Origin of the sequence: Belnapia rosea (assembly GCF_900101615.1) — a bacterium.
GTDB classification, from domain to species: Bacteria; Pseudomonadota; Alphaproteobacteria; order Acetobacterales; family Acetobacteraceae; genus Belnapia; species Belnapia rosea.
The window spans coordinates 205,887-226,668 of record NZ_FMZX01000004.1; the positions used below are offsets into that span (position 1 = coordinate 205,887).

At 71.8% G+C, this 20,782-nt stretch carries 18 protein-coding genes; 13 read left to right on the forward strand and 5 right to left on the reverse strand.

What is annotated here, in order from left to right; genetic code table 11:
- The first annotated feature begins 29 nt into the window (after nt 1–29).
- From lysA to BLR02_RS11445, 6 genes are all read left to right on the forward strand, one after another.
- The gene (lysA, locus tag BLR02_RS11420) at nt 30–1,385 is read left to right on the forward strand and encodes a diaminopimelate decarboxylase (protein ID WP_090663163.1); all 1,356 of its coding nucleotides are present in this window, start codon (nt 30–32) and stop codon (nt 1,383–1,385) included.
- Between the two features lie 23 nt (nt 1,386–1,408).
- On the forward strand, nt 1,409–3,976 hold the full coding sequence (locus BLR02_RS11425) for a DUF4175 domain-containing protein (RefSeq protein WP_342670575.1): 2,568 nt from the start codon (nt 1,409–1,411) through the stop codon (nt 3,974–3,976).
- On the forward strand, nt 3,976–4,938 hold the full coding sequence (locus BLR02_RS11430) for a cation diffusion facilitator family transporter (RefSeq protein WP_090663167.1): 963 nt from the start codon (nt 3,976–3,978) through the stop codon (nt 4,936–4,938). The genes BLR02_RS11425 and BLR02_RS11430 overlap by 1 nt, the downstream gene beginning before the upstream one ends.
- A gap of 84 nt (nt 4,939–5,022) precedes the next feature.
- Entirely contained in the window at nt 5,023–6,192 is a 1,170-nt protein-coding gene (locus tag BLR02_RS11435; RefSeq protein ID WP_090568204.1) for a zinc-dependent alcohol dehydrogenase, read from the forward strand.
- Nucleotides 6,189–6,713: a hypothetical protein gene (locus tag BLR02_RS11440; RefSeq protein WP_090663169.1), complete on the forward strand. Its 525-nt coding sequence runs from the start codon at nt 6,189–6,191 to the stop codon at nt 6,711–6,713. Before BLR02_RS11435 ends, BLR02_RS11440 begins: the two co-directional genes overlap by 4 nt.
- 86 nt (nt 6,714–6,799) lie before the next feature.
- Nucleotides 6,800–7,060, forward strand: a complete 261-nt coding sequence (locus BLR02_RS11445; RefSeq protein ID WP_090568210.1) for a hypothetical protein — start codon at nt 6,800–6,802, stop codon at nt 7,058–7,060.
- A 73-nt stretch (nt 7,061–7,133) separates the two neighbouring features.
- Here BLR02_RS11445 and BLR02_RS11450 read toward each other — a convergent pair whose 3' ends face one another.
- From BLR02_RS11450 to BLR02_RS11465, 4 genes are all read right to left on the reverse strand, one after another.
- Nucleotides 7,134–7,550 (reverse strand): tellurite resistance TerB family protein, encoded by a 417-nt coding sequence (locus BLR02_RS11450; RefSeq protein WP_090568213.1) that lies wholly within the window; start codon nt 7,548–7,550, stop codon nt 7,134–7,136.
- A gap of 63 nt (nt 7,551–7,613) precedes the next feature.
- The gene (locus BLR02_RS11455) at nt 7,614–10,406 is read right to left on the reverse strand and encodes an ATP-dependent DNA helicase (RefSeq protein ID WP_090663171.1); all 2,793 of its coding nucleotides are present in this window, start codon (nt 10,404–10,406) and stop codon (nt 7,614–7,616) included.
- A gap of 177 nt (nt 10,407–10,583) precedes the next feature.
- On the reverse strand, nt 10,584–11,600 hold the full coding sequence (gene cuyA / locus BLR02_RS11460; protein ID WP_090663173.1) for a D-cysteate sulfo-lyase: 1,017 nt from the start codon (nt 11,598–11,600) through the stop codon (nt 10,584–10,586).
- An 81-nt stretch (nt 11,601–11,681) separates the two neighbouring features.
- Complete coding sequence (locus BLR02_RS11465) at nt 11,682–12,683, reverse strand: aspartate-semialdehyde dehydrogenase (RefSeq protein WP_090663175.1); 1,002 nt, start codon at nt 12,681–12,683, stop codon at nt 11,682–11,684.
- Between the two features lie 151 nt (nt 12,684–12,834).
- Between BLR02_RS11465 and BLR02_RS11470 the strand changes: the two genes are divergently transcribed.
- Together BLR02_RS11470 and BLR02_RS11475 are read left to right on the forward strand one after the other, a co-directional pair.
- Nucleotides 12,835–14,427: a lysine--tRNA ligase gene (locus BLR02_RS11470; RefSeq protein WP_090663266.1), complete on the forward strand. Its 1,593-nt coding sequence runs from the start codon at nt 12,835–12,837 to the stop codon at nt 14,425–14,427.
- Nucleotides 14,427–16,352: a lysylphosphatidylglycerol synthase domain-containing protein gene (locus BLR02_RS11475; protein WP_090568223.1), complete on the forward strand. Its 1,926-nt coding sequence runs from the start codon at nt 14,427–14,429 to the stop codon at nt 16,350–16,352. The genes BLR02_RS11470 and BLR02_RS11475 overlap by 1 nt, the downstream gene beginning before the upstream one ends.
- A gap of 9 nt (nt 16,353–16,361) precedes the next feature.
- Here BLR02_RS11475 and BLR02_RS11480 read toward each other — a convergent pair whose 3' ends face one another.
- A complete protein-coding gene (locus BLR02_RS11480) occupies nt 16,362–17,006 on the reverse strand; it encodes a S24 family peptidase (RefSeq protein WP_090663178.1) in 645 nt (214 codons plus the stop codon).
- Nucleotides 17,007–17,182: 176 nt separating this feature from the next.
- On the opposite strand from BLR02_RS11480, the gene BLR02_RS11485 reads away from it, so the two are divergent.
- The 5 genes from BLR02_RS11485 to BLR02_RS11505 all read left to right on the forward strand — a co-directional run bounded on the left by BLR02_RS11485 (nt 17,183) and on the right by BLR02_RS11505 (nt 20,671).
- Nucleotides 17,183–17,611 (forward strand): hypothetical protein, encoded by a 429-nt coding sequence (locus tag BLR02_RS11485; RefSeq protein ID WP_090663180.1) that lies wholly within the window; start codon nt 17,183–17,185, stop codon nt 17,609–17,611.
- Between the two features lie 23 nt (nt 17,612–17,634).
- Complete coding sequence (locus BLR02_RS11490; protein ID WP_245704742.1) at nt 17,635–18,048, forward strand: hypothetical protein; 414 nt, start codon at nt 17,635–17,637, stop codon at nt 18,046–18,048.
- 141 nt (nt 18,049–18,189) lie between these two features.
- A complete protein-coding gene (locus tag BLR02_RS11495; protein ID WP_090568236.1) occupies nt 18,190–18,411 on the forward strand; it encodes a hypothetical protein in 222 nt (73 codons plus the stop codon).
- 5 nt (nt 18,412–18,416) lie between these two features.
- On the forward strand, nt 18,417–19,937 hold the full coding sequence (locus BLR02_RS11500; protein ID WP_090663184.1) for a portal protein: 1,521 nt from the start codon (nt 18,417–18,419) through the stop codon (nt 19,935–19,937).
- Nucleotides 19,938–19,945: 8 nt separating this feature from the next.
- Nucleotides 19,946–20,671 carry a capsid assembly protein gene (locus BLR02_RS11505; protein WP_090663186.1) on the forward strand — a complete coding sequence of 242 codons (726 nt, stop codon included), beginning with the start codon at nt 19,946–19,948 and terminating at the stop codon, nt 20,669–20,671.
- The last annotated feature ends 111 nt before the right edge of the window (nt 20,672–20,782 follow it).

Below are 20,782 nucleotides of genomic sequence, written 5' to 3' on the forward strand. Positions count from 1 at the left end.
GAGGCCCTGCGGCACCCCACAATAGGTGGATGGCTGCCCCCCTTCCCATCGCATCCGCCGATGCCGACCCGAGTTTCGCTGAGTTGCTGGCTGCCCGGCCGCATCTGTCGCTCCATGCCCTGGACGGGCTGCTGGTGGAGGAGGTGCCGCTCGCCCGCATCGCCGCCGCTGTCGGGACACCGAGCTGGGTCTATTCCGCCGGGGCGCTGCGGCGCCGGGCCCGGGCACTGAAGGCGGCGCTGGCGGGGGCGGGGCTGCGGGCCTCGGTTCATTATGCCGTCAAGGCGAATGGCAACCTCGCCGTGCTGCGGGTGCTGGCCTCCGAGGGGCTGGGCGCCGATGTGGTGAGCGAGGGGGAATTGCGGCTGGCCCGGGCCGCGGGCATCCCCGCCTCCGCCATCGTCTTCTCCGGCGTCGGCAAGACGGAGCGGGAGCTGCGCCTCGCTCTCGCCGAGGACATCGCCCAGATCAATATCGAGAGCGCGGAGGAGGCGGCGATGCTCTCGGCGCTGGCCGCCTCGCTCGGGCGGGTCGCGCGGGTGGCATTGCGGGTCAATCCGGACGTGGATGCGCGGACCCATGCCAAGATCACCACCGGCAGGTCCGAGAACAAATTCGGCGTCGGCATCGATGACGCCCCAGCGCTCTATGCACGGCTCGCCGCGATGCCGGGGCTGCGGCCGGTTGGCATCGCGATGCATATCGGCAGCCAGATCACCAGCGGCATGGCCGCCTATCGCGCCGCCTATGCGCGGATGGCCGAGCTGGCCACGGTGCTGATCGGGCGCGGGCTGCCGGTGGAGCATCTCGATTGCGGCGGCGGGCTCGGCATCCCCTACCGGGACGAGCCGGCGCCGGCACCGGAGGCCCTGGCCGGCGCCATCGCCGCGACGCTCGGCCCGCTCGGCCTGCCGGTGATGCTGGAGCCCGGGCGCTGGATCGCGGGGCCGCCCGGCCTGCTTCTGAGTTCCGTCGTGCTGCAGAAGCAGGGCGCCGGGCGCCGCTTCCTGGTGCTCGACGCGGCGATGAACGACCTGGTGCGGCCGGCCATGTACGAGGCCTGGCATGGCATCCTGCCGGTCTCGCCGGCCGACTGCGCCGCCGCGCTCGCCCCCTCCGACGTGGTCGGGCCGGTCTGCGAGACGGGCGACACCTTTGCGCGGGGGCGGGCGTTGCCATCTCTGCAACCGGGGGCGCTCGTCGCCCTTCTCGATGCGGGAGCCTATGGCGCGGTGATGAGCAGCACCTACAACATGCGTCCCCTGGCGGCGGAGGTGCTGGTCGATGGCAGCCGCTTCGCCGTGGTGCGGGACCGCCAGGGCTATGAGGCGATGCTGGCCGGGCAACGGCTGCCGGACTGGCTGGCCGAGGGGGCTGTCCCCTGACCCCGGAGCGCCTCGCCGCGGCGCTGGCCCGCTGGCGCCTGCTGGCGCGGTTGGCCCTGCTGTGGGAGGGGCTATGGCCCCGGCTCTGGCCGGTGCTGGCAGTGCTTGGCCTGTTCCTGGCCCTGGCCCTGCTCGACCTGCCGCGGCAGCTCCCGGCGCTGGTGCACATCCTGCTGCTGATGGGCTTCGCCGCGGCACTCGGGCTGGTGGGGTGGCGTGCCTTCCGGGGCTTCGCCGCGCCGGGTGAGGCCGCGGCGGAGCGGCGGCTGGAGCGCGAATCGGGTTTGCGGCACCGGCCGCTCGCCGCCCTGGCCGACCGGCCGGCCGGTGACGATCCGGCGGCGCTGGCGCTGTGGCATGTGCATCAGCAGCGGGCAGCGGCCCAGCTCAGTCGGCTGAAGGTTGGCGCACCGCGTCCGGGCCTGCCGGCGCGGGACCCGCGCGCCTTGCGGGCGGGGTTGCTGGTCGGCCTGCTGGCGGCCTTCGTCGTTGCCGGTGGCGAGGCGGGCGAGCGGCTGCGCCGGTCCGTGACCCCTGCCTTCGCCGGCCCTGTCGCCGGTCCGGGGCTGCGACTCGAGGCCTGGGTGACGCCGCCGGCCTATACCGGCGCGCCGCCGATATTCCTCGACCCGGCTGGTGGCAGCGCCACGGTGCCGGCTGGCAGCCGGCTGCAGGTCTCGCTCTCGGGCGGTGGGGGCGGGGTGCCGGAGCTGGTGGCGGATGGGGCGGCAACGCCCTTCCAGGCCCTCGATATGGCGAGCTTCACGGCGGAGATGCCGCTTGATCGCGGGCTGCACCTGGCCGTTCGCCGGGGCGGCATGGAGCTGGCGCGTTGGGCGCTCGCGGTGCAGGCCGATGGGCCGCCGACCGTGGCCTTCGCCGAGCCGCCGGGCCGGGCCCCTCGTGGCCTCGGCGCCCGGATGCCCTGGCGGGCGGAGGATGACTGGGGACTCGCCACGCTGCGTGCCGAGTTGCGGCTGAAGGCGCGGCGGGAGGCGCCGCCCCTGGTGCTCGACCTGCCCCTGCCGGGCGGCGCGCCGAAGACGGCGCGGGGAACGGCGCAGCCCGACCTCTCCGCGCATCCCTGGGCCGGGCTCGAGGTCGAGGCGCGGCTGCTGGCGCGGGATGGGGCCGGGCAGGAGGGCGCCTCGGAGAGCGCCGGGCTGACCTTGCCCGAGCGGAGCTTCAATCACCCCGTGGCGCGGCGCCTCATCGCCATCCGCCGGGACCTGTCGGTCGAGCCGGACCGGCGCAGCCCGGCCCGGCGTGCGCTGGAGGAGGTCGCCCAGGCGCCGGAGGCCTTCGAGCACGATACCACCACCTATCTCGTCCTGCGCGTGGCCCGCGGGCGGCTGCTGTCGGACCGCCGGCCCGAAGCCGTGCCCGAAGTGCAGGAGATGCTCTGGCAGACCGCGCTTGCCCTGGAGGAGGGCCGGGACGGCCGCACGCAGCGTGCCCTGCAGCAGGCGCGCGAGGCCCTGCGCGAGGCGCTCGACCAGGCCGAGCGGCAGCAGCAGGAGGCGCGGGAGAACCCCGAGCGGGCGCAGGAGCAGGCCGAGCAGCGGGCTGAACTGCAGCGCCGGATCCAGGAGCTGCGGGATGCCATCCGCCAGCATCTCGAGGCGCTGGCCGAACGGCTGCAGCGCGAGAATGCCGAGGCGATGCCGGAAGGCAGCCAGAACCGGCTGATGGATCAGCGGGAGATGGACCGCCGCACCCGCCGCATGGAGGAGGCCGCGCGTGAGGGCCGCACCGAGGACGCGAAGAAGGAACTCGCCGAACTCGAGGAGATGCTGAAGGCGTTGGAGGAGGGCCGCAGCCAGCGTGCCGAAAGCCCCGAGCGGCAGCAGCGGCGCGAGCGCGGACAGCAGCAGATGGGCGTGGTGCAGGACATGGTGAAGCGGCAGAGCGAGATGCTCGACCGCAGCCACCAGCGCGCCGAGCAGGGCGAGCGCGACCGCAGCCAGCGCAGCCGGCCGCAGCAGCGCTGGCCGCAACAGCCCCCGCCGCAACAGCTTCAGCCGCAACAGAATGCCGAGGCGCAGCCGGAGGCGGGCCAGGATGGCCGCCGCCAGCGCGCCCTGCGCCGGGCACTCGGTGAGATGATGCAGCAATTCGGCGACCTGACCGGCGAGGTCCCGGAGGGTCTCGGCCGCGCCGATCAGGCGATGCGGGAGGCGCAGGAGGCGCTCGGCCGTGGTGGCGACCCACGGGATGCCCAGCAGCGGGCGCTGCGTGCCCTGCAGGAAGGTGGCAGGCAGATGGCGCAGTCCATGCAGCGCCAATTCGGCAGCGCCCAGCCGGGCGAGGGCGAGGAGGAGGGCGAGCCGGGCGACATGGCGGGCGACAACCAGCCAGGCGGCCAGGGGCAGGAGCAGGCGCAGGGCCAGGGCGAGGGACGTGACCCACTCGGCCGCCGCTCGCGCGACGTGAACGGCAATGCCGATAACGGGGCGGATACCCGTGTGCCGGAGGAGGCGGAGATGCTGCGCACCCGCAAGCTCCAGGATGAGCTGCGGCGCCGTGGTGCCGAGCGGGAACGCCCGGTCGAGGAACTGGACTACATCGACAGGCTGCTGAAGCGCTTCTGATGCCGCATGGCGACCACCACCATCATCACGGGCACGACCATGATGGCCATAGCCATGGTCATGGCCATGGCCACGCGCATGGGCCGGCGCCGGGCGAGCGGGGCTTCGCCCTCGGTGTCTCGCTCAATCTCGGCTTCGTCGCGCTGGAGGTGGTCGCAGGGCTGATCGCCGGCTCCCTGGCGCTGTTGGCGGATGCGGGACACAACCTCTCCGACGTGCTCGGCCTGGTGCTGGCCTGGGTGGCGGTGCGGCTGGCCCGGCGCCTGCCCGGTGGGCGACGGACCTATGGATGGCATCGCGGCACCATCCTGGCGGCGCTCGCCAATGCCATGCTGCTGCTGGTCGCGGTCGGCGCCATCGCCCTGGAGTCGGTGCGGCGGCTGATGGAGCCCGCGCCGGTCGCCACCGGCTTCATGATGGCCGTGGCGGCGGCCGGCATCCTGGTGAATGGCGGCACGGCGCTGCTCTTCGCCCGAGGACGGGAGGAGGATATCAACCGCCGGGGTGCCTATCTGCACATGATGGCGGATGCCGGCGTCTCGGCCGGCGTGGTGCTCGGCGGGCTGCTGATCCGGCTGACCGGGTGGGACTGGGTGGACCCCGCCGCCGGGCTGGTCATCGCCGCGGTGATCCTGATCGGCACCTGGGGCTTGCTGCGGGAGTCGGTCGATCTCGCCATGGACATGGTGCCGCGCGGAATCGACCCGGAGGCGGTCGGCGCCTGGCTGGCAGGGCAGCCCGGCGTCGCCGAGGTGCATGACCTGCATATCTGGGCGCTCTCCACCACGGAGACGGCCCTGACGGCGCATCTGGTGCGGCCTGGGGCGCTGGTGGATGACGGCTTCCTCTGCGCGGTGCAGCAGGGGCTGCAGGAGCGTTTCCGGATCAGCCATGCGACCCTGCAGGTGGAGCAGGGAGACCCAGCCTATCCTTGCGCGCTGGCGCCTGCCGAAGCGCTTTGACCCGTTCCGCCCCCGGCCCGACAACCCGGGCCGGTAGCATCGCGTTCCTGCTGGCGACTGAGCCGAGGACGGGAGAGACAAGCGATGCGGGCATTATGTTGGCACGGCAAGCAGGATATCCGCTGCGATACCGTCCCCGATCCGAAGATTGAGCATCCGCGCGACGCGATCATCAAGGTCACGTCCTGCGCCATCTGCGGCTCCGACCTGCACCTGTATGACAACTTCATGCCGGGCATGGAGAATGGCGACATCATGGGCCATGAGACCATGGGGATTGTCGAGGAGGTCGGGTCCGAGGTCTCGAACCTGAAGAAGGGCGACCGTGTCGTCATCCCCTTCACCATCTTCTGCGGCGAGTGCGACCAGTGCCGGCGCGGCAATTTCTCGGTCTGCGAGCGGAGCAACCGCAACAAGTCGCTGGCCGACAAGGTCTTCGGCCACACGACGGCAGGCCTGTTCGGCTACACGCACCTGACCGGCGGCTATCCGGGCGGGCAGGCCGAGTATCTGCGGGTGCCCTTCGCCGACAGGACGCATATCAAGGTACCGGGCGGCATCCCGGACGAGACGCTGCTCTTCCTCAGCGACATCTTCCCGACGGGCTGGCAGGCCGCGGTGCAATGCGACATCCAGCCGGACGACACCGTCGCCATCTGGGGCTGCGGGCCGGTCGGGCAATTCGCCATCCGCTCCGCGCTGCTGCTGGGCGCGAAGCAGGTCATCGCCATCGACCGGGTGCCGGAGCGGCTGGCGATGGCGGAGGCGGGCGGCGCGACCGTCATCGACTTCTCGAAGGAGAGCGTGGTCGAGCGGCTGAACGAGCTGACCCGCGGCAAGGGCCCGGAGAAGTGCATCGACTGCGTCGGCCTCGAGGCGCATGCCACGGCAACCATCGACAGCATGTATGACCGCGCCAAGCAGGCGGTAATGCTGGAGACCGACCGGCCGCATGTGCTGCGGGAGATGATGTATGTCTGCCGCCCTGCCGGTGTGCTCTCCATCCCCGGCGTCTATGGCGGGCTGCTCGACAAGGTCCCCTTCGGGATGGCGATGAACAAGGGCCTGACCTTCCGCATGGGCCAGACCCATGTGAACCGCTGGACCGACGACCTGCTGCGGCGGATCGAGCAGGGGCAGATCGACCCGTCCTTCGTCATCACCCATACCGTCGGGCTGGCGGAGGGGCCGAACATGTACAAGACCTTCCGCGACAAGCTGGATGGCTGCATCAAAGTGGTGCTGAAGCCATGAGCCGCCCGGTGATCGCGCCGAAGCATGCGCGGGCGCTCGCGCAGGGGCTCGGCTGGTTCAGCATCGGCCTCGGCGTGGCCGAGGTGCTGATGCCGCATCGCGTCACCCGTGCGACCGGTCTGCACGGGCATGAGAGGCTGGTCGCCAGCTACGGCGTGCGGGAGATCGCCACGGGGATCGGGCTGCTGACCTCCCGCGACCCGACGCCGTGGCTCTGGGGCAGGGTTGGCGGCGATGCGCTCGATATCGGGACGCTTGCCGCCGGGCTGCGGCCGGCCAACCGGGATCGGGAGCGGTCCGGGGCGGCGTTGCTGGCGGTCCTCGGCGTGGCGGCGCTCGACCTGGTCTGCGTGCTGGCGCTGAAGCCCTCGCGGCGACCGCCGCTGCCGCTGGCCGATTACCGACGCCGCAGCGGCCTGCCGCAGCCGCCTGGCGCTATGCGCGGTGCGGCGAGCGACTTCGTGGTGCCCGCCGATATGCGGACGCCACCGGCGCTGCGCTGGCCGGCAGAGGCGCGGTAGCACCGCAAGGCGGATCAAACTTGTCGCAGGCCGGGCCGTTGTCCTGCTGCTACCTGCGGGCAATTCCAGACACAGGATTGGTGACCATGAGCAAGCCCCATTCCCGCACCACGGAAAAGAACAACGACCATACCGGTGGCGGCCCGGGCAGCAGCCACCAGGGCGGATCGCACGGCCATGCCACGCGGTCCCAGGACAAGTCCAATAGCGACACCACGCCCGAGCCCGGCGCGCCGACCAACACCGACCGCTCCCACGTGTCCGGTGGCGGCGGGGAGCGCGATGTCGCGCATACGCATGACCATGTCTACAAAAGCTCCAAGCACAGCAGCTCCAAGGACGACTAGGAGCCCTGGCTGAACGGCGGCGCGTGGCCTGCTCCGGCGTGTTCCGTCACGCCGGAGAATGGCGCCGCCGGCCCTAGATCACCTGATACCGTGCCCGTGCCGCCCGCTCGATGGCGCCGGCGATGAGGCGGTCGATATCCATGGCGATGCGGAAGTCCTGGAGGAATTGCAGCTCCTCCTGCGTCAGGTCGCCATCTGCCGCGGCGACTTCGCAGGCCAGCAGATAGGCCGTTTCGCGCAGCCGTGGCGGCAGGGCCTCGCGGATCAGGGTGCAGGCGCGGTCCAGCCCGTCCGCCCGGTCGAGCAGGGTGAGGCAGGTCTCGGTCACGCTCGAGATGCCGTTCGGGTGGAAGTCGCTGAAGGCCGGCAGGGTCTGTACCAGCCGGGACATCATGGCGAGCTCGGCATCCGACATCATGCGGTCGGAGGCCGCCATCAGCACCATGGCGCAGACCAGCGCCTCCTGCGGATTGAAACGGGTATTGGGCATGGGGAGCCTCGCTTTCCGGCGGTTGGTCGCCCGGCCTGCGGGCGGCGTCAACCACTCAGCCTGTCACCCTTCTGCCAGGAAGGCACGCGTCTCCGCCACCACCTCGGCGAGGCCGGTCCGGCGGAGCGGCACGCCCTCGGGCAGGCCGGCCAGCAGGCGGGAGGGGCAGGAGCGGTCGAGCAGGACGAAGACGCCGCGGTCATCCGCCCGGCGGATCAGCCGGCCGAAGGCCTGGCGCAGCCGGTGGCGGGCCAGCGCGTCGTCATAGCCCTTGGGGTCGCCGCCGGAGAGGTGGACGCGGCGCTCCCGGTGCAGGATGGAGGGGCGGGGCCAGGGCACCCTGTCGAAAACCAGCAGGCGGAGGCTGCGGCCGGGCACATCGACGCCATCCCGCATCGCATCCGTCCCGAGCAGGCAGGAATTCTCCTCGGCGCGGAAGACATCCACGAGGGTGGCGTTGTCCATCGCGTCCATGTGCTGGGCATAGAGCGGGATGCCGGCCGCCTCCAGCCGGGGCGCCATGTGGCGGAACCCGTCCCGCAGCCGCCGGATGGCGGTGAAGAGGCCGAGGCCGCCGCCGCCGGCCGCCAGGAACAGCGCCCCCATCGCCGCCGAGATCTGGGCGGAGCGGGTCTTGTCCACATCCGTCACCACGAAGGCGCGGGTGCGGGCGGCATAGTCGAAGGGTGACGGGAAGGCCGCGCGGATGGCCGGCGTCGCCAGGTGGCTGGCGCCGGTGCGGGCCTCGGCGGCCACCCAGTCGGCTTCCTGGTCGCCGCCCAGCCCGGCATCGCGGAGCGTGGCCGAGGTCACGAGCAGGCCATGCGCCGGGGCGGCGACGGTCAGTGCGAAGGGCGTCGTCGGGTCGAGCCAGTGGCGGTGCAGGCCGGCATCCACCTCGCGGCCCTCGCGGCGGGTCAGCGCCAGCCAGTCGACGAAGGCGCGGCGCTCACCTGGGGAGGGGGGCGGCTCACGCAGGGCGCGGAGCATGCCCTGCCAGGCGGCGAGGGGCATCAGGGCACGGCGCTCGATCCCCTTGGCGGCGGTCTCGTAGCGGATGCGGTCAGTGGTCTCGAGCTCCTCCACCTCATCCTCGAGCCGGGCCATCAGCTTCTCGCGCAGACGGGCCAGCGGTTCCTCGATGCGCTTGAGGGCGCGCTCCAGCGCCTCGCCGGCCTCGGGCAGGTCCTCGCCGAGCGGGTGCAGGTCGCATTGCACGTCATAGAGGCCGTCCTCCTCCCGGGCGCGGGCGAGGACCTGGCGGCGGACGGCGCGGAGGAAGACCTCGGTCGGGTTGGATTGCCGCTCGGCCGCGGCTTCCGAGGCGGGCTCGCGCGGCTCCTCGGAGAGGCGCGTCACCCAGCCGAGGCCGGGGAGGGCGCGGGCGGCGTGGAGGGCGGCCTCCATCGGCGGCAGCAGGTCGGGCAGGTCGCCGGCCAGCTCCTCGATTCGCCGCCGGAGGCCCCGGGCGCGGCTGCGGCCGCCCTCGGCGCCGAGCAGCCAGCGGCGCATCTCCGCCGTCTCGCCGCCGCACAGCGCCGCGGAGAAGGCGGCGTCGGCGGCATCGAAGAGGTGATGCCCCTCGTCGAAGACGTAGCGCAGCGGCCGCACATCCTCCGCCCCGCCCTGCGCCGCCTGGACCATCACCAGCGCATGGTTGGCGACGACGAGCGTCGCCGTGCGGGCACGGCGGATGGAGTGCTCGACATAGCATTGCTTGTAGCGCGGGCAGGCCGAGCGGATGCACTCGCCCCGCCGGTCGGCGAGCGGCCAGATGCTGGCGGGGCCGTGCAGCTCCGCCACCCAGCCGGGGAAGTCGCCGGCCATAAGGTCGCCATCGCGGGTTGCCAGCGCCCAGCGGGCGACGAGGGCCAGCGGCACGGCCATGTCGGGGTGGGTGGCCTGGCCCAGCATCTCGTCGAGGTTCAGCAGGCAGAGGTAATTCTCCCGCCCCTTGCGGACGACGACCCGGCGGCGGCGCTCCTCCGGCTCCGGGTAGAGGCGGCCGAGCTCCTGGTCGATCTGGCGCTGCAGGTTGCGGGTGAAGGTGGAGATCCAGACCGGGGCGCCGTTCCGCTCCGCCCAGAGGCTGGCCGGGGCGATGTAGCCGAGGGTCTTGCCCGTGCCGGTGCCGGCCTCGGCGAGGACGATATGCGGCGTGCCGCGATCCTCGCGCGGGGCGAAGGCGCCGCTGGCGGCGGAGGCGTAGTCGGCCTGCTGCGGGCGCTGCTCGGAACCCTCGCCGAGGATCTGGGCGAGGCGGGTGCGCGCCTCGCCGGGCGAGACCTCGAAGCTGCCGGGTGGCTGGGCGGGGCCGGGATCCTCCCAGTCGGGCAGGCGGCGCCAGACCTTGTAGGGATCGAGCGAGGGTTTCTCCTGATCCGCGCCGAGGGCGGCGAGGACGGATTCGGCCCAGGCCCAGCCGGCCACCTTCTTCAGATGGGTGGCGAGGATGGCGGCGTCGCGGTTCAGCGGCAGGTGGCGGCCGGCGGCGAGGTGGCGCAGCAGGATGGTCGCCATCTCGGGCAGCTGGGCCGCCGCCGCCGCATCATCCGCCGGCGGGGTGAGGTCGAGCGCCATGGCGAGGCCGCGCGGCGTCGGCGCGGCCGGGCGTGCCGGCATGCAGAAGGCGAAGAGCTCCAGCAGGTCGAAGGCGGCGTCGAAGCGCGGCAGGTCCAGCCGGCGGGCGGTGGCGGGGGCATGGACCAGCAAGGGCGCGGCGCCGCCCAGCGCCTCGGCGAGGCCCGAGGCGGAGAGGGCCAGCAACTCGCCATCCGGGGTGAGCAGGGTGGCGCGGCCGAGGCCGGCGACCAGGGCCGGGGCGTCGGGCAGGAGGAGGCGCGGGGGCTGGGGCATGTGTTCGCGCTTTACCCCATATCCCGCACCGGGTCTTTAGAACTCCCCACAAAACCGCTTCGCGGCTTTGCGGGGCCCCGAATTGTCGCTCAATGCCCAAGGTCTCGCACAGCCTTCCGTGGCAAAGCCACGGAAGGACACCGGGCAGGAGCCGGTTTTGATCGCCGGCTTGATGGATCAGGCGGCGACGTCGCCGGGCAGGCCAAATGCCTCCGGGTAGCCGAACAGGCCGGCCTGGCCGCCGGTATGCAGGAAGACGATGTTCTGGTCCTTGGCGAAGTGGCCCCGCTGTATCAGGTCGATCAGCCCGGCCATCCCTTTGCCCGAATAGACAGGGTCGAGGAGGATGCCCTCCTTCTGCGCCACCAGCTTCACCGCCTCGACCATGCCCTCGGTCGGGATGCCGTAGCCCTGGCCGACATAGTCGCAATTGGCGACGACATGCTCTGCCTTGATGAGTCCCGGCAGGCCGAGATGGGCGGCGGTGCGCTCGGCCAGCGCCAGGACATTCGCCTCCTGCTTCGGCTTCGGCGCGCGGACGCCGATGCCGAGGACGGGGATGCCGCTGTTCAGCGCGACGAGGCCCGCCACCAGCCCCGCTTGGGTGCCGGCCGAACCTGTGGCGTGGACGAGGTGGTCGATGCGCAGGCCCATCTCGGCGGCCTGCGCCACCAGCTCCAGCGCCGCATTGACATAGCCGAGCGCGCCGACCGGGTTGGAGCCGCCGCCCGGGATGACATAGGGCTTGCGTCCCTTGGCGCGGAGGTCGGCGGCGACGGCTTCCATCTCCGCCTGCATGTCGGCCCCGCCGGGGCGGCGGGCGACCTGGGCACCGTGCAGCCGGTCCATCAGCACGTTGCCGGACTGGGTATAGGCCGGGTCGGTGGAGCCGGTGCGGTCCTCCAGCAGGATCAGGCAGTCGAGGCCGAGCTTGGCGGCGGCCGCGGCGGTCTGGCGGGCATGGTTGGACTGGGTGGCGCCCTGGGTGATGAGGATGTCGGCGCCCTGGGCCTGCGCATCGGCGCAGAGGTATTCCAGCTTCCGCGTCTTGTTGCCGCCGGTGGAGAGGCCGGTGCAGTCGTCCCGCTTGATCCAGAGCCGCGGGCCGCCGAGGTGGCGCGAGAGCTGCTCCATCGGCTCCAGCGGCGTCGGCAGGTGGCCGAGGCGGATGCGCGGGAAGCGGGCGAGGTTCATGCGGGACGTGTCCTTGCTTGGCCGTGTCCCGCCGAGGCTAGAGCGGTCCACCCGTGGCGTACACGGGTGAACCGCAGGCGGTCAGCCCGCCAGCCGGAGCCGCTCGGCGATCTGCACGGCATTGAGTGCCGCGCCCTTCAGCAGCTGGTCGCCGCAGAGGAAGAGGTCGAGGCCGCAATCGCCGAAGACCGGGTTGGCCCGGATGCGGCCAGCCTCGACATCGTCCTGGCCGGTCGCGGTGATCGGCATCGGGTAGAGCTGGGCGGCGGGGTCGTCCACCACCTTCACCCCGGCGGCCTTGGCGAGTACGGCGCGGGCCGCCTCCGGCGTCACCGGCCGCTCGGTCTCGATCGTCACCGCCTCGGCATGGACGCGGAAGGTCGGGATGCGGACGGCGGTGCAGGAGATCAGCAGGTCCGGCAGGCCCATGATCTTCCGGCTCTCCCAGGCGACCTTCATCTCCTCCCGCGTATAGGCGTTCGGCTGGAAGCTATCGATCTGGGGGATGACGTTGAAGGCGAGGGGGTGGGCGAAGACCTCATGCCCGGCCGGGCCGCCCTCCAGCAGAACCCGGCGCGTCTCCCGCTCCAGCTCCGCCATGCCCTCGGCGCCGGCGCCGCTGGCCGCCTGGTAGGTGGAGACGATGACGCGCCTGAGGCCGAAGGCCTGGCGCAGCGGCTCCAGCGCGACCACCAGGATGGCGGTGGTGCAATTGGGGTTGGCGATCAGCCGGTGGTTGCCGATGGCCGCGGCATTCACCTCCGGCACCACCAGCGGAACGTCCTGCTCCAGCCGGAAGGCAGAGGAATTGTCCACCACGGCGACGCCCGCCTCGGCCAGGGCGCGCGCATGGGCCTTGGCGAAGTCGCCGGAGACGGCGAGCAGGGCGAGGTCCAGGTTGCGGGCCGCCTCAAGGCTATAGGCCTCGATGGTGATCTCGCCCCAGGGCGTTTTCTGCTTGGTGCCGGCGCTGCGGGTGGAGGCGAAGAGGCACAGCTCCGTCACGGGGAAGCGCCGCTTGGCCAGCACCTCCACCAATTCCTTGCCGACCGCGCCCGTGGCTCCGATCACGCCAACCCGCATGGCACCCTTCTCTCCTGTGTAGGTCCTGCCCGATTAGCGCAGGCCGGCTCTCAATTCTACAAAGGCCTGACCCCGGCCCGGGCCGGTCTGCCATGCATCGGGGGCGGTGTCCTGCGTTGACCGCACCGCCGCCCCCTGCCATCTGCCCTGCATGAGCGCCGATCCATCCCTCCGCAACGTCAAGGCCTGGCCCTTCGAGGAAGCCGCCAAGGTCGCCGACCGGCTGGCCGCCGCGCCGAAACCGGAGGGCGGCCCGAAGGGCGCCTTGTTCCAGACCGGCTATGGCCCCTCCGGCCTGCCGCATATCGGCACCTTCGGCGAGGTGGCGCGGACCACCTGGGTGCGGCGCGCCTTCGAGCGGATGACCGGCCTGCCCGCCCGGCTGCTGGCCTTCTCCGATGACATGGATGGGTTGCGGAAGGTCCCGGACAACGTGCCGAACAAGGCGATGCTCGCCGGGTATCTCGGCCGGCCGCTGACCGCCATCCCCGACCCCTTCGGGACGCATGACAGTTTCGGGGCGCACAACAATGCCCGGCTGCAGGCCTTCCTCGATACCTTCGGCTTCGATTACGAATTCGCCTCCTCGACCGACTACTACCGCAGCGGCCGGTTCGATGCGGCCCTGCTGCGGATGGCGGAGCGGCATGAGGAGGTGCGGGGAGTGATCCTGCCGACCCTCGGCCCCGACCGCCGCGCCACCTATTCGCCCTTCCTGCCGATCCATCCCGAGACCGGCATCGTCATGCAGGTGCCGATGGAGGAGGTCCGTCCGGCGGAGGATCTGCTGGTCTGGACCGACCCGCAGACGGGCAAGCGTCATGGCACGCGCATCACCGGCGGCCATGCCAAGGCGCAGTGGAAGGCGGACTGGGCATTGCGCTGGTACGCGCTTGGCGTCGATTACGAGATGTCGGGCAAGGATCTGATCGATTCCGTCCGCCTCTCGGGGCAGATCTGCCGCATCCTCGGCGGAACTCCGCCGGCTGGATTCACCTATGAACTGTTCCTGGACGAGCAGGGGCAGAAGATCAGCAAGTCGAAGGGCAACGGCCTCACCATCGAGGAATGGCTGCGCTACGCTCCGCCCGAGAGCCTCGCCCAGTTCATGTACGGCCAGCCGCAGCGGGCGAAGCGGCTGTTCTTCGACGTCATCCCCCGCGCGGTGGACGACTACCTGGCCAATCTCGAGAAGCTGAAGGCGGCATCCGGGGATACCCACCCCGGCACCAACCCGGCCTGGCACATCCATGGCGGCAGCAGCAACGACCCGGGCTCGCCCATCTCCTTCGCCATGCTGCTGAACCTCGCCAGCGTGGTGAATGCGGAGGGGCCGGAGATCCTCTGGGGCTTCATCGGCAGATACGCCCCCGGCGTCACCGCCGAGAGCCACCCGATGCTGGCGCGGCTGGCGGAGCATGCCGTTGCCTATTACCGGGACTTCGTCGCGCCCCAGAAGCGGCACCGGCCGCCGGGCGCGCTGGAGCGGGCGGCGCTGGAGGACCTGCTCGGCGCGCTGCGAACCTTGCCGGCCGAGAGCGATGCCGAGGCGATCCAGACGCTGCTCTACGAGGTTGGCAAGCGGCATGAATTCGCCAGCCTGCGGGACTGGTTCTCCTGCCTCTACCAGGTGCTGCTCGGCCAGCAGGAAGGGCCGCGCTTCGGCGGCTTCGTGGCCCTCTACGGCATCCCCGGCACGATCGGCCTGATCGAGGCGGCCCTGGCTCGGGGGGACGCGGCCTAGTGTCCCGCCTGCTGGTCTGGCTGCGCCGGCATGGGGCGACGGTGTTCGGCCTCGTGCTGCTCGTCGGCGCGCTCTATGTGGTGCAGAAGGAATTCCGGGGCCTGTCGGTCGCGGAGATCCGCGAGGCGATGGGGAAGCTGTCCGCCAGCGCGCTCTGGATGGCCGGCGGGCTCACCGTGCTCGCCTATCTGGTGCTGGCGGCCTACGACAAATTGGGGTCGAGATATGCCGGGCGACCGGTCTCCTGGCCGAAATCCCTGCTCGCCTCCTTCTGCGGCTACTCGCTGGCGCATAACCTCGGCTTCGCCGCGGTCTCCGGTGCGGCGGTGCGCTACCGGCTCTACTCCGCCTGGGGGCTGACGCCGCTCGAGATCGCCAAGGTGGTGGGCTTCACCAGCCTGACCTTCGGCCTGGGCGGCATGGCGCTGGGCGGCCTTGTGCTGATGTTCGAGCCGGAGGTGGTGCCCTGGTTCGGCAGCAAGCTGCCGCACTGGGCGTTGCAGGCGATGGCGCTGCCGCTCTGGGGCATCGTCGCCACCTATGTGGTGCTCAGCCGGTTCAAGCGGCATGTGCGCATCCTGAAATACGAGATCGACCTGCCAAGCCCGCGCATGGCGCTGGCGCAGACCCTGCTCGCCACCGTCGACGTGGCGATGACGGCGGCCATCTTCTATGCGCTGCTGCCGCCGGCGGAGGGGCTGACCTTCCTCCGCTTCGTCGGCATCTACCTTGCCTCCTATGCCGTCGGCATCGCTGCCAGCGTGCCGGGCGGGCTTGGCGTCTTCGATGGCGCGGTGCTGCTCGGGCTGCAGCCCTACATGCCGGCGCCGGAGGTGATCGGCGCGCTGCTGGTCTTCCGCCTCTACTACTACATCATTCCGCTCTTTATCGCCGGCGGTCTCTTCGTCTCCTTCGAACTCGGCCAGCGCCGCGGGGTGATGCAGCGGATGAGCGCCTTCGGGCGGGGGACGGATGCCCTGGAGGTGCCGGCGATCGCCTCGCTCGTTGCCCTGGCCGGTGCCTTGCTGGTCTTCCTCGGCGCCCTCCCGACCAAGGGCACCATCATCGAGGAATGGGCCGGGCATATCGCGGCCCTCGCCTCGCATTTCGCCGCCTCGGTGGTGGGTTCGCTGCTGCTGGTGATGGCCTATGGGCTGCTCCGGCGGCTCACCATCGCCTGGGGCTTCACCTTGTTCCTGCTGGCGAACGGCGCCGGCATCGCCTGGCTGCGCGGTGAGGCCTGGTGGCTCTGGGGCGCCTTCCTGCTGCTCGGCCTGCTGGTGGCGGCACTGCGCTCCGCCTTCTACCGGGACAGCCGGCTGACGCGGGAACCGCTCTCCTCCGAGGCGCTGGTGCCGCTGCTGGCGGTGGCTGCCTGCGGCCTCACCCTCGCACTCATCGCCTATGGCGGCAGGGTGGCGGATGAGAGCTGGTGGACCGTGGCGATCTCGCCCCTTGCACCTGACAGCCTGCGCTTCACCGTCGGCCTGACCGGCGTGCTGCTGCTGATCGCCATGGTCCGGCTGCTGCGCCCGGCGCGCCTCCAGCCCCTGACCTGGGAGCCCGCGGTGCGGTCCAGGCTGGCCGCGCTGGGCGCCCTGGCCCCGGCCGAGGCGGATGGCGCGGTCTTCGGCGAGGCCGAGCGGGCGGGCTTCGCCTTCCTGAAGCGCGACAGCGTCTGGCTCGCGCTGGGGGACCCGGCGGGGGACCGCCGGGACGCCATCTCCGCCATCTGGCGCTTCCGCGACATGTGCGAACGGGCCGGTGTCGACCCGGCCTTCTGGCGCGTCGGGCCCGGCCTGTTGCGGGTCTATGGCGATATCGGGCTGACCGCGGTGTCGCTGGGGGAGGGTTCCCTCTACCTGGCGCTGCGGGCGGAGCGGGATCTGGCCAAGTTGCGCGAGCTGTTGCCGCGGGAAGCCTGAGCCCACCCGCTACTGGGTGCTCCAGACGATCCTGTGCATCCAGTTCAGCTCGGCGAGGTCGAAGGTATAGTCGGGATGCGCCGGGTTGAGGCTGCGCAGGTCGATCCGCCGGGCGGATTGGCGCTTCAGCTCCTTGGCCATCACCTCGCCCTTCTGGGTGCGGACCACGACACGGTCGCCACGGCGGATGGGCGCGCCAGGTGAGACGATGACGATGTCCCCGTCGCGGAAGACGGGCTCCATGCTCTCGCCCGAGATCTCGAGCGCATAGGCATGCGGGTCGCCCACCTCGGGCACGCCGATCTCGTCCCAGCCGCCGCCGACCGGGAAGCCGCCATCGTCGAAGTAACCTTCTCCACCCGCCTGGGCGAGGCCGATCAGCGGGATCCGCCGGCCGAGCCCACCGCGGCCGCGGGGGAGGGCGGCCATGCCGGTGACCAGGGCGGCGAAATCCGCCATGCCGGTGCCGGTCGCGGTCAGGACCTTGGCGAGGCTCTCGGTCGAGGGCCAGCGGGCACGGCCATCGGCACCGATGCGCTTCGACGGGTTGAAGGCGGTGGCGTCGAGCCCGGCCTTGCGGGCGAGGCCGGAGGCCGAAAGCCCGTTCTCGGCAGCCAGCGCGTCGAGCGCGCGCCAGATCTCCTCATGCGTCACGGCGCAGCCCGTGGCCTGCGCATCGCGCCAGATAGGGTTTGTCTCATGGGCATAACATCCTAGGTGTGGGAACAAAGATCAATAGGCGAATTTTCCTCTGTTTCCCCTTGCAGGCCGGGCCGGGCGAGGTTTACGTTCCCGAAATGTTCCAGTCTGGCGAGAGAGGAAAATCCCCTATGAGCACCGTCCAGCCCAGCCGCGCGCCCGGCCGTCTCGCCCAGTCCCGCGAGCAGCCCTTCCACAGCGTGGAAGAGGCCTGGTTCTGGACGATGGCCGCGCTGACCGCCCGCCGCGATGGTGCGCGCATCGTCTCCGGCGCCGGCCTCGTCACGCGGCCCTGCGAGCCGGACGACGTGATCCGCTGCCTCGACCGGCTCTACCGTCAGCGGCGGATCGAGCTGCAGCATGCGCGGATCATGCGCATCTGGGGCGAGCGTGGGACCGTGCCCGATCCGCGCCAGCCGCGCGAGGCCGGCGACTGGCGCCTCTGGACCGAGGCGATGCGCCGGCTCGACTGGCCGCTGCGCGCGAAGGGCATCGTCACCGGCCCGCTGCCGGTCGCCAAGCCGGCGGATATCCTCGATTTTCCAGGCGCCGGCGCATGATGCGGCCGGGGCATCGCAGGGGGGTGCCGCAGCGGGTCTTCATCGTCTTCGGAGGCGGGGCGGACCAGGTCTGGCTGCGCCCGTTGCGGCCCGGCTTCCGCCACTGCTTCGCCGCGCTCGCCGACGAGGCGGGTTGGACGGTGCTCGACCCGCTGACCGGGCGCCTGGTGGTCTCGCGCCTCGGCGTGCCGATGGGCTTCGACCTGCCGGGCTTCTACCGTCGTGCCGGGCTCACGGTGCTCGGTCCCTTCCGGCCGTCCGAGCCGCGGGCCCGGTGCCTGCCGCCACTCGCGCCCTTCTCCTGCGTGGCGCTGTGCCGGGCCGTGCTGGGCGGCGAGGCGCCCTTCGCCATCACGCCGTTCGGTTTGTTCCGTTCTTTGAACAAAATGGCGGAATCTAGGAAGAATATCTTGACCACGGAATGGAACTGCAGGTAGAACATTCCTGCCAACGGGCGATCTGCGCCTGCTGGCCTCCTCCCGATCCTCCCGACTTCCGCGGGCCCGGCCTTCCAGCCGGGCCCGCGGCTTTTTGGGCCTGGATCGCTCCCGCACTCTCCAAGACCCGAGGTGACGCGCATGGGTGGCCTGTTCCGTGCCCCGAAGCCGGCGATCGTCGCGCCGCCCCCGGCGCCCGCGCCGGCGGCCGAGACGCCGACCCCAATCCAGGCCCAGCAGGCCGCCGAGACCGAATCCCGCGCCCGCTCGCGCCGTGGGCTCGAGGGCACCATCGCCACCTCCGGGCGCGGCGTGCTGGCGCCCTTGCCGGCGGCCCCCCGCAAATCCCTGCTCGGGGAATAGCGCGCATGACCCCCGAGGAGATCCTCACCCGCTACCAGGCTGCGCTGGAGCGGCGCCGGCCGCTCGAGCCCGTCTGGCAGGATTGCTATGCGCATGTCCTGCCCCCGATCGGCCAGGGTGGCGCCCTGTTCGATGCGACGGCGGCCGACGCGGCGGAACAGCTTGCCGCCTCGCTGCTCGCCGAACTGACCCCGCCCTGGTCCCGCTGGTTCGGCCTCTCCCCCGCCCGCCCGCTGGCCGAGGGCGAGGCCGGCCGTGCCACGGCCGAGGCGCTGGAGGACGCCGCCGCCGCGCTGCAGGGGCATTTCGACCGCTCCAATTTCGCGGTCGAGATGCACCAGGCCTTCGTCGAGCTGGTGGTGACCGGCACCGGCGTGCTGCTGGTGGAGGAGGCTCCGCTCGGCGAGGCTTCGGCCTTCCGCTTCGCCGCCCTGCCGCTGCGCGGCGCGGTGCTGGAGGAAGGGCCGGATGGACGGCTCGACACCGTCTATCGCCTGTCGCGCCTCACCCCCGGCCAGCTCCGCGCGCGCTTCCGCGAGGCGCCGCCCGAATTGGACCGCGCCGGCGGCGATGCGGCGCCGCTGCCGTTGCTGGAGGCGCTCTGGGCCGAGCGGGGAGGCACCCGCTATGCCGCCATCCTCACCGCCGACCCCGCCCGGCCGCTGCTGCTGGCCGAGGGCCGCTTCAACGAGAGCCCCTGCATCGCCTTCCGCTGGCTGAAGGTGCCGGGTGAGCTCTACGGCCGCGGCCCGGTGATGAAGGCGCTGCCGGATATCCGCACCGCCAACAAGGTGGTGGAGCTGGTTCTCAAGAACGCCTCCATCGCCGCCACCGGCATCTGGCAGGCCGAGGATGATGGGGTGCTGAACCCGGCGACGGTGAAGCTCGTCCCCGGTGCCATCATTCCTCGCGCGCCGGGCAGCACCGGCCTGACGCCGCTGGCGGCGCCGGGGAATTTCGACGTGTCCCAGCTCGTGCTGCAGGACCTGCGGGCCCGCATCCGCGGCGCGCTGCTGGCGGACCGGCTCGGCGTGCTGCAGGCCGGGCCGATGACGGCGACCGAGGTGCTGGAACGCGGCGCCCAGACCGCCCGCCTGCTCGGCGCCACCTATGGGAGGCTGCAGACCGAGCTGCTGACGCCGCTCGTCACCCGCTGCCTCGGCATCCTCGGCCGGCGTGGCGAAATCCCACCGCTGCTGCTCGACGGGCGCGAGGTGGCGCTGCGCTACGAGAGCCCGCTCGCCCGCATCCAGGGCCGGGCCGATGCGGCGAACACGCTGCTCTTCCTCCAGGCGGTCAGCCAGCTCGGCGGCGAGGCCACGCGGCAGGTCGATGCCGCGGCGGCCACGCGCTGGCTGGCCCGCACCCTTGGCGCTCCGGCCGAGGTGCTGAGCGTGATCGCCGATGACCGGAACGGTCAGAGGCGTGAATCACGCGACCAGGCAACAAGCCGCAGCGTGATCGCCGCGCCTGACCGCGGCGATCACGCTGCGGCGCCTGCCCCAACCCCCTCCAACCGGGAGTGACCCGACCGATGCCCGAGGATCTGTTGCAGCCAGCCGATGCGGATGGCCCCGTGCCGCGCCCAGCCGATGTGCCGGAGAAATTCTGGGATGCCGAGACCGGCACGCTGCGCATCGAGGCGCTGCTGAAATCCTACCGCGAGCTGGAGCGCCGCCTCTCGCAGCGCGCCGCCCCGCCCGGCCCCGATATGGCGCCCGAGGAGCTGGGACGCTTCCGCCAGGCGATGGGCATCCCGGACACGCCGGATGGCTATGCCATCACCCCGACGCATGATCTCTGCTGCGCCGATGCGGCGGTGAACGGACGGCTGCACGCGGCGCATTTCACGCAGGATCAGGCCCAGCTTGTCTATGAGCTGGCGGCCGAGCGCCTGGTGCCGCTGATCGCCGAGGCGGCGGCCGAGTTCGAGGCCAACCGCCAGCGCGAGAAGCTCGCCGCGCATTACGGCGGCGAGGAGCGCTTCAAGGCCATGGCGGCGCAGCTTTCCGCCTGGGGCCGCGCGAAGCTGCCGGCGCCGGTCTATGCCGCCCTGTCCTCCACCGCCGAGGGCGTGCTTGCGCTCGAGCGGATGATGCAGGGTGACGAGCCCGGCCTGTCCCGCGAGGGCGTCACGCCGCCTGGCGAGAGCGAGGCCGAGCTGCGCGCCATGATGCGCGACCCGCGCTACTGGCGGACGCGCGAGCCCGCCTTCGTCACCCGCGTGACCGAGGGCTTCCGCCGCCTCGTCGGCCAGTAGCCGCCGCACCTCATTCCGCCGCGAACAACCTCGCCCGCGCGACAAGCGGGCGGGGCCGCGGCGTGCCGTGCCGATGCGGTCCCGCAAGCGGGGCAAACCGCGGCGGCACGG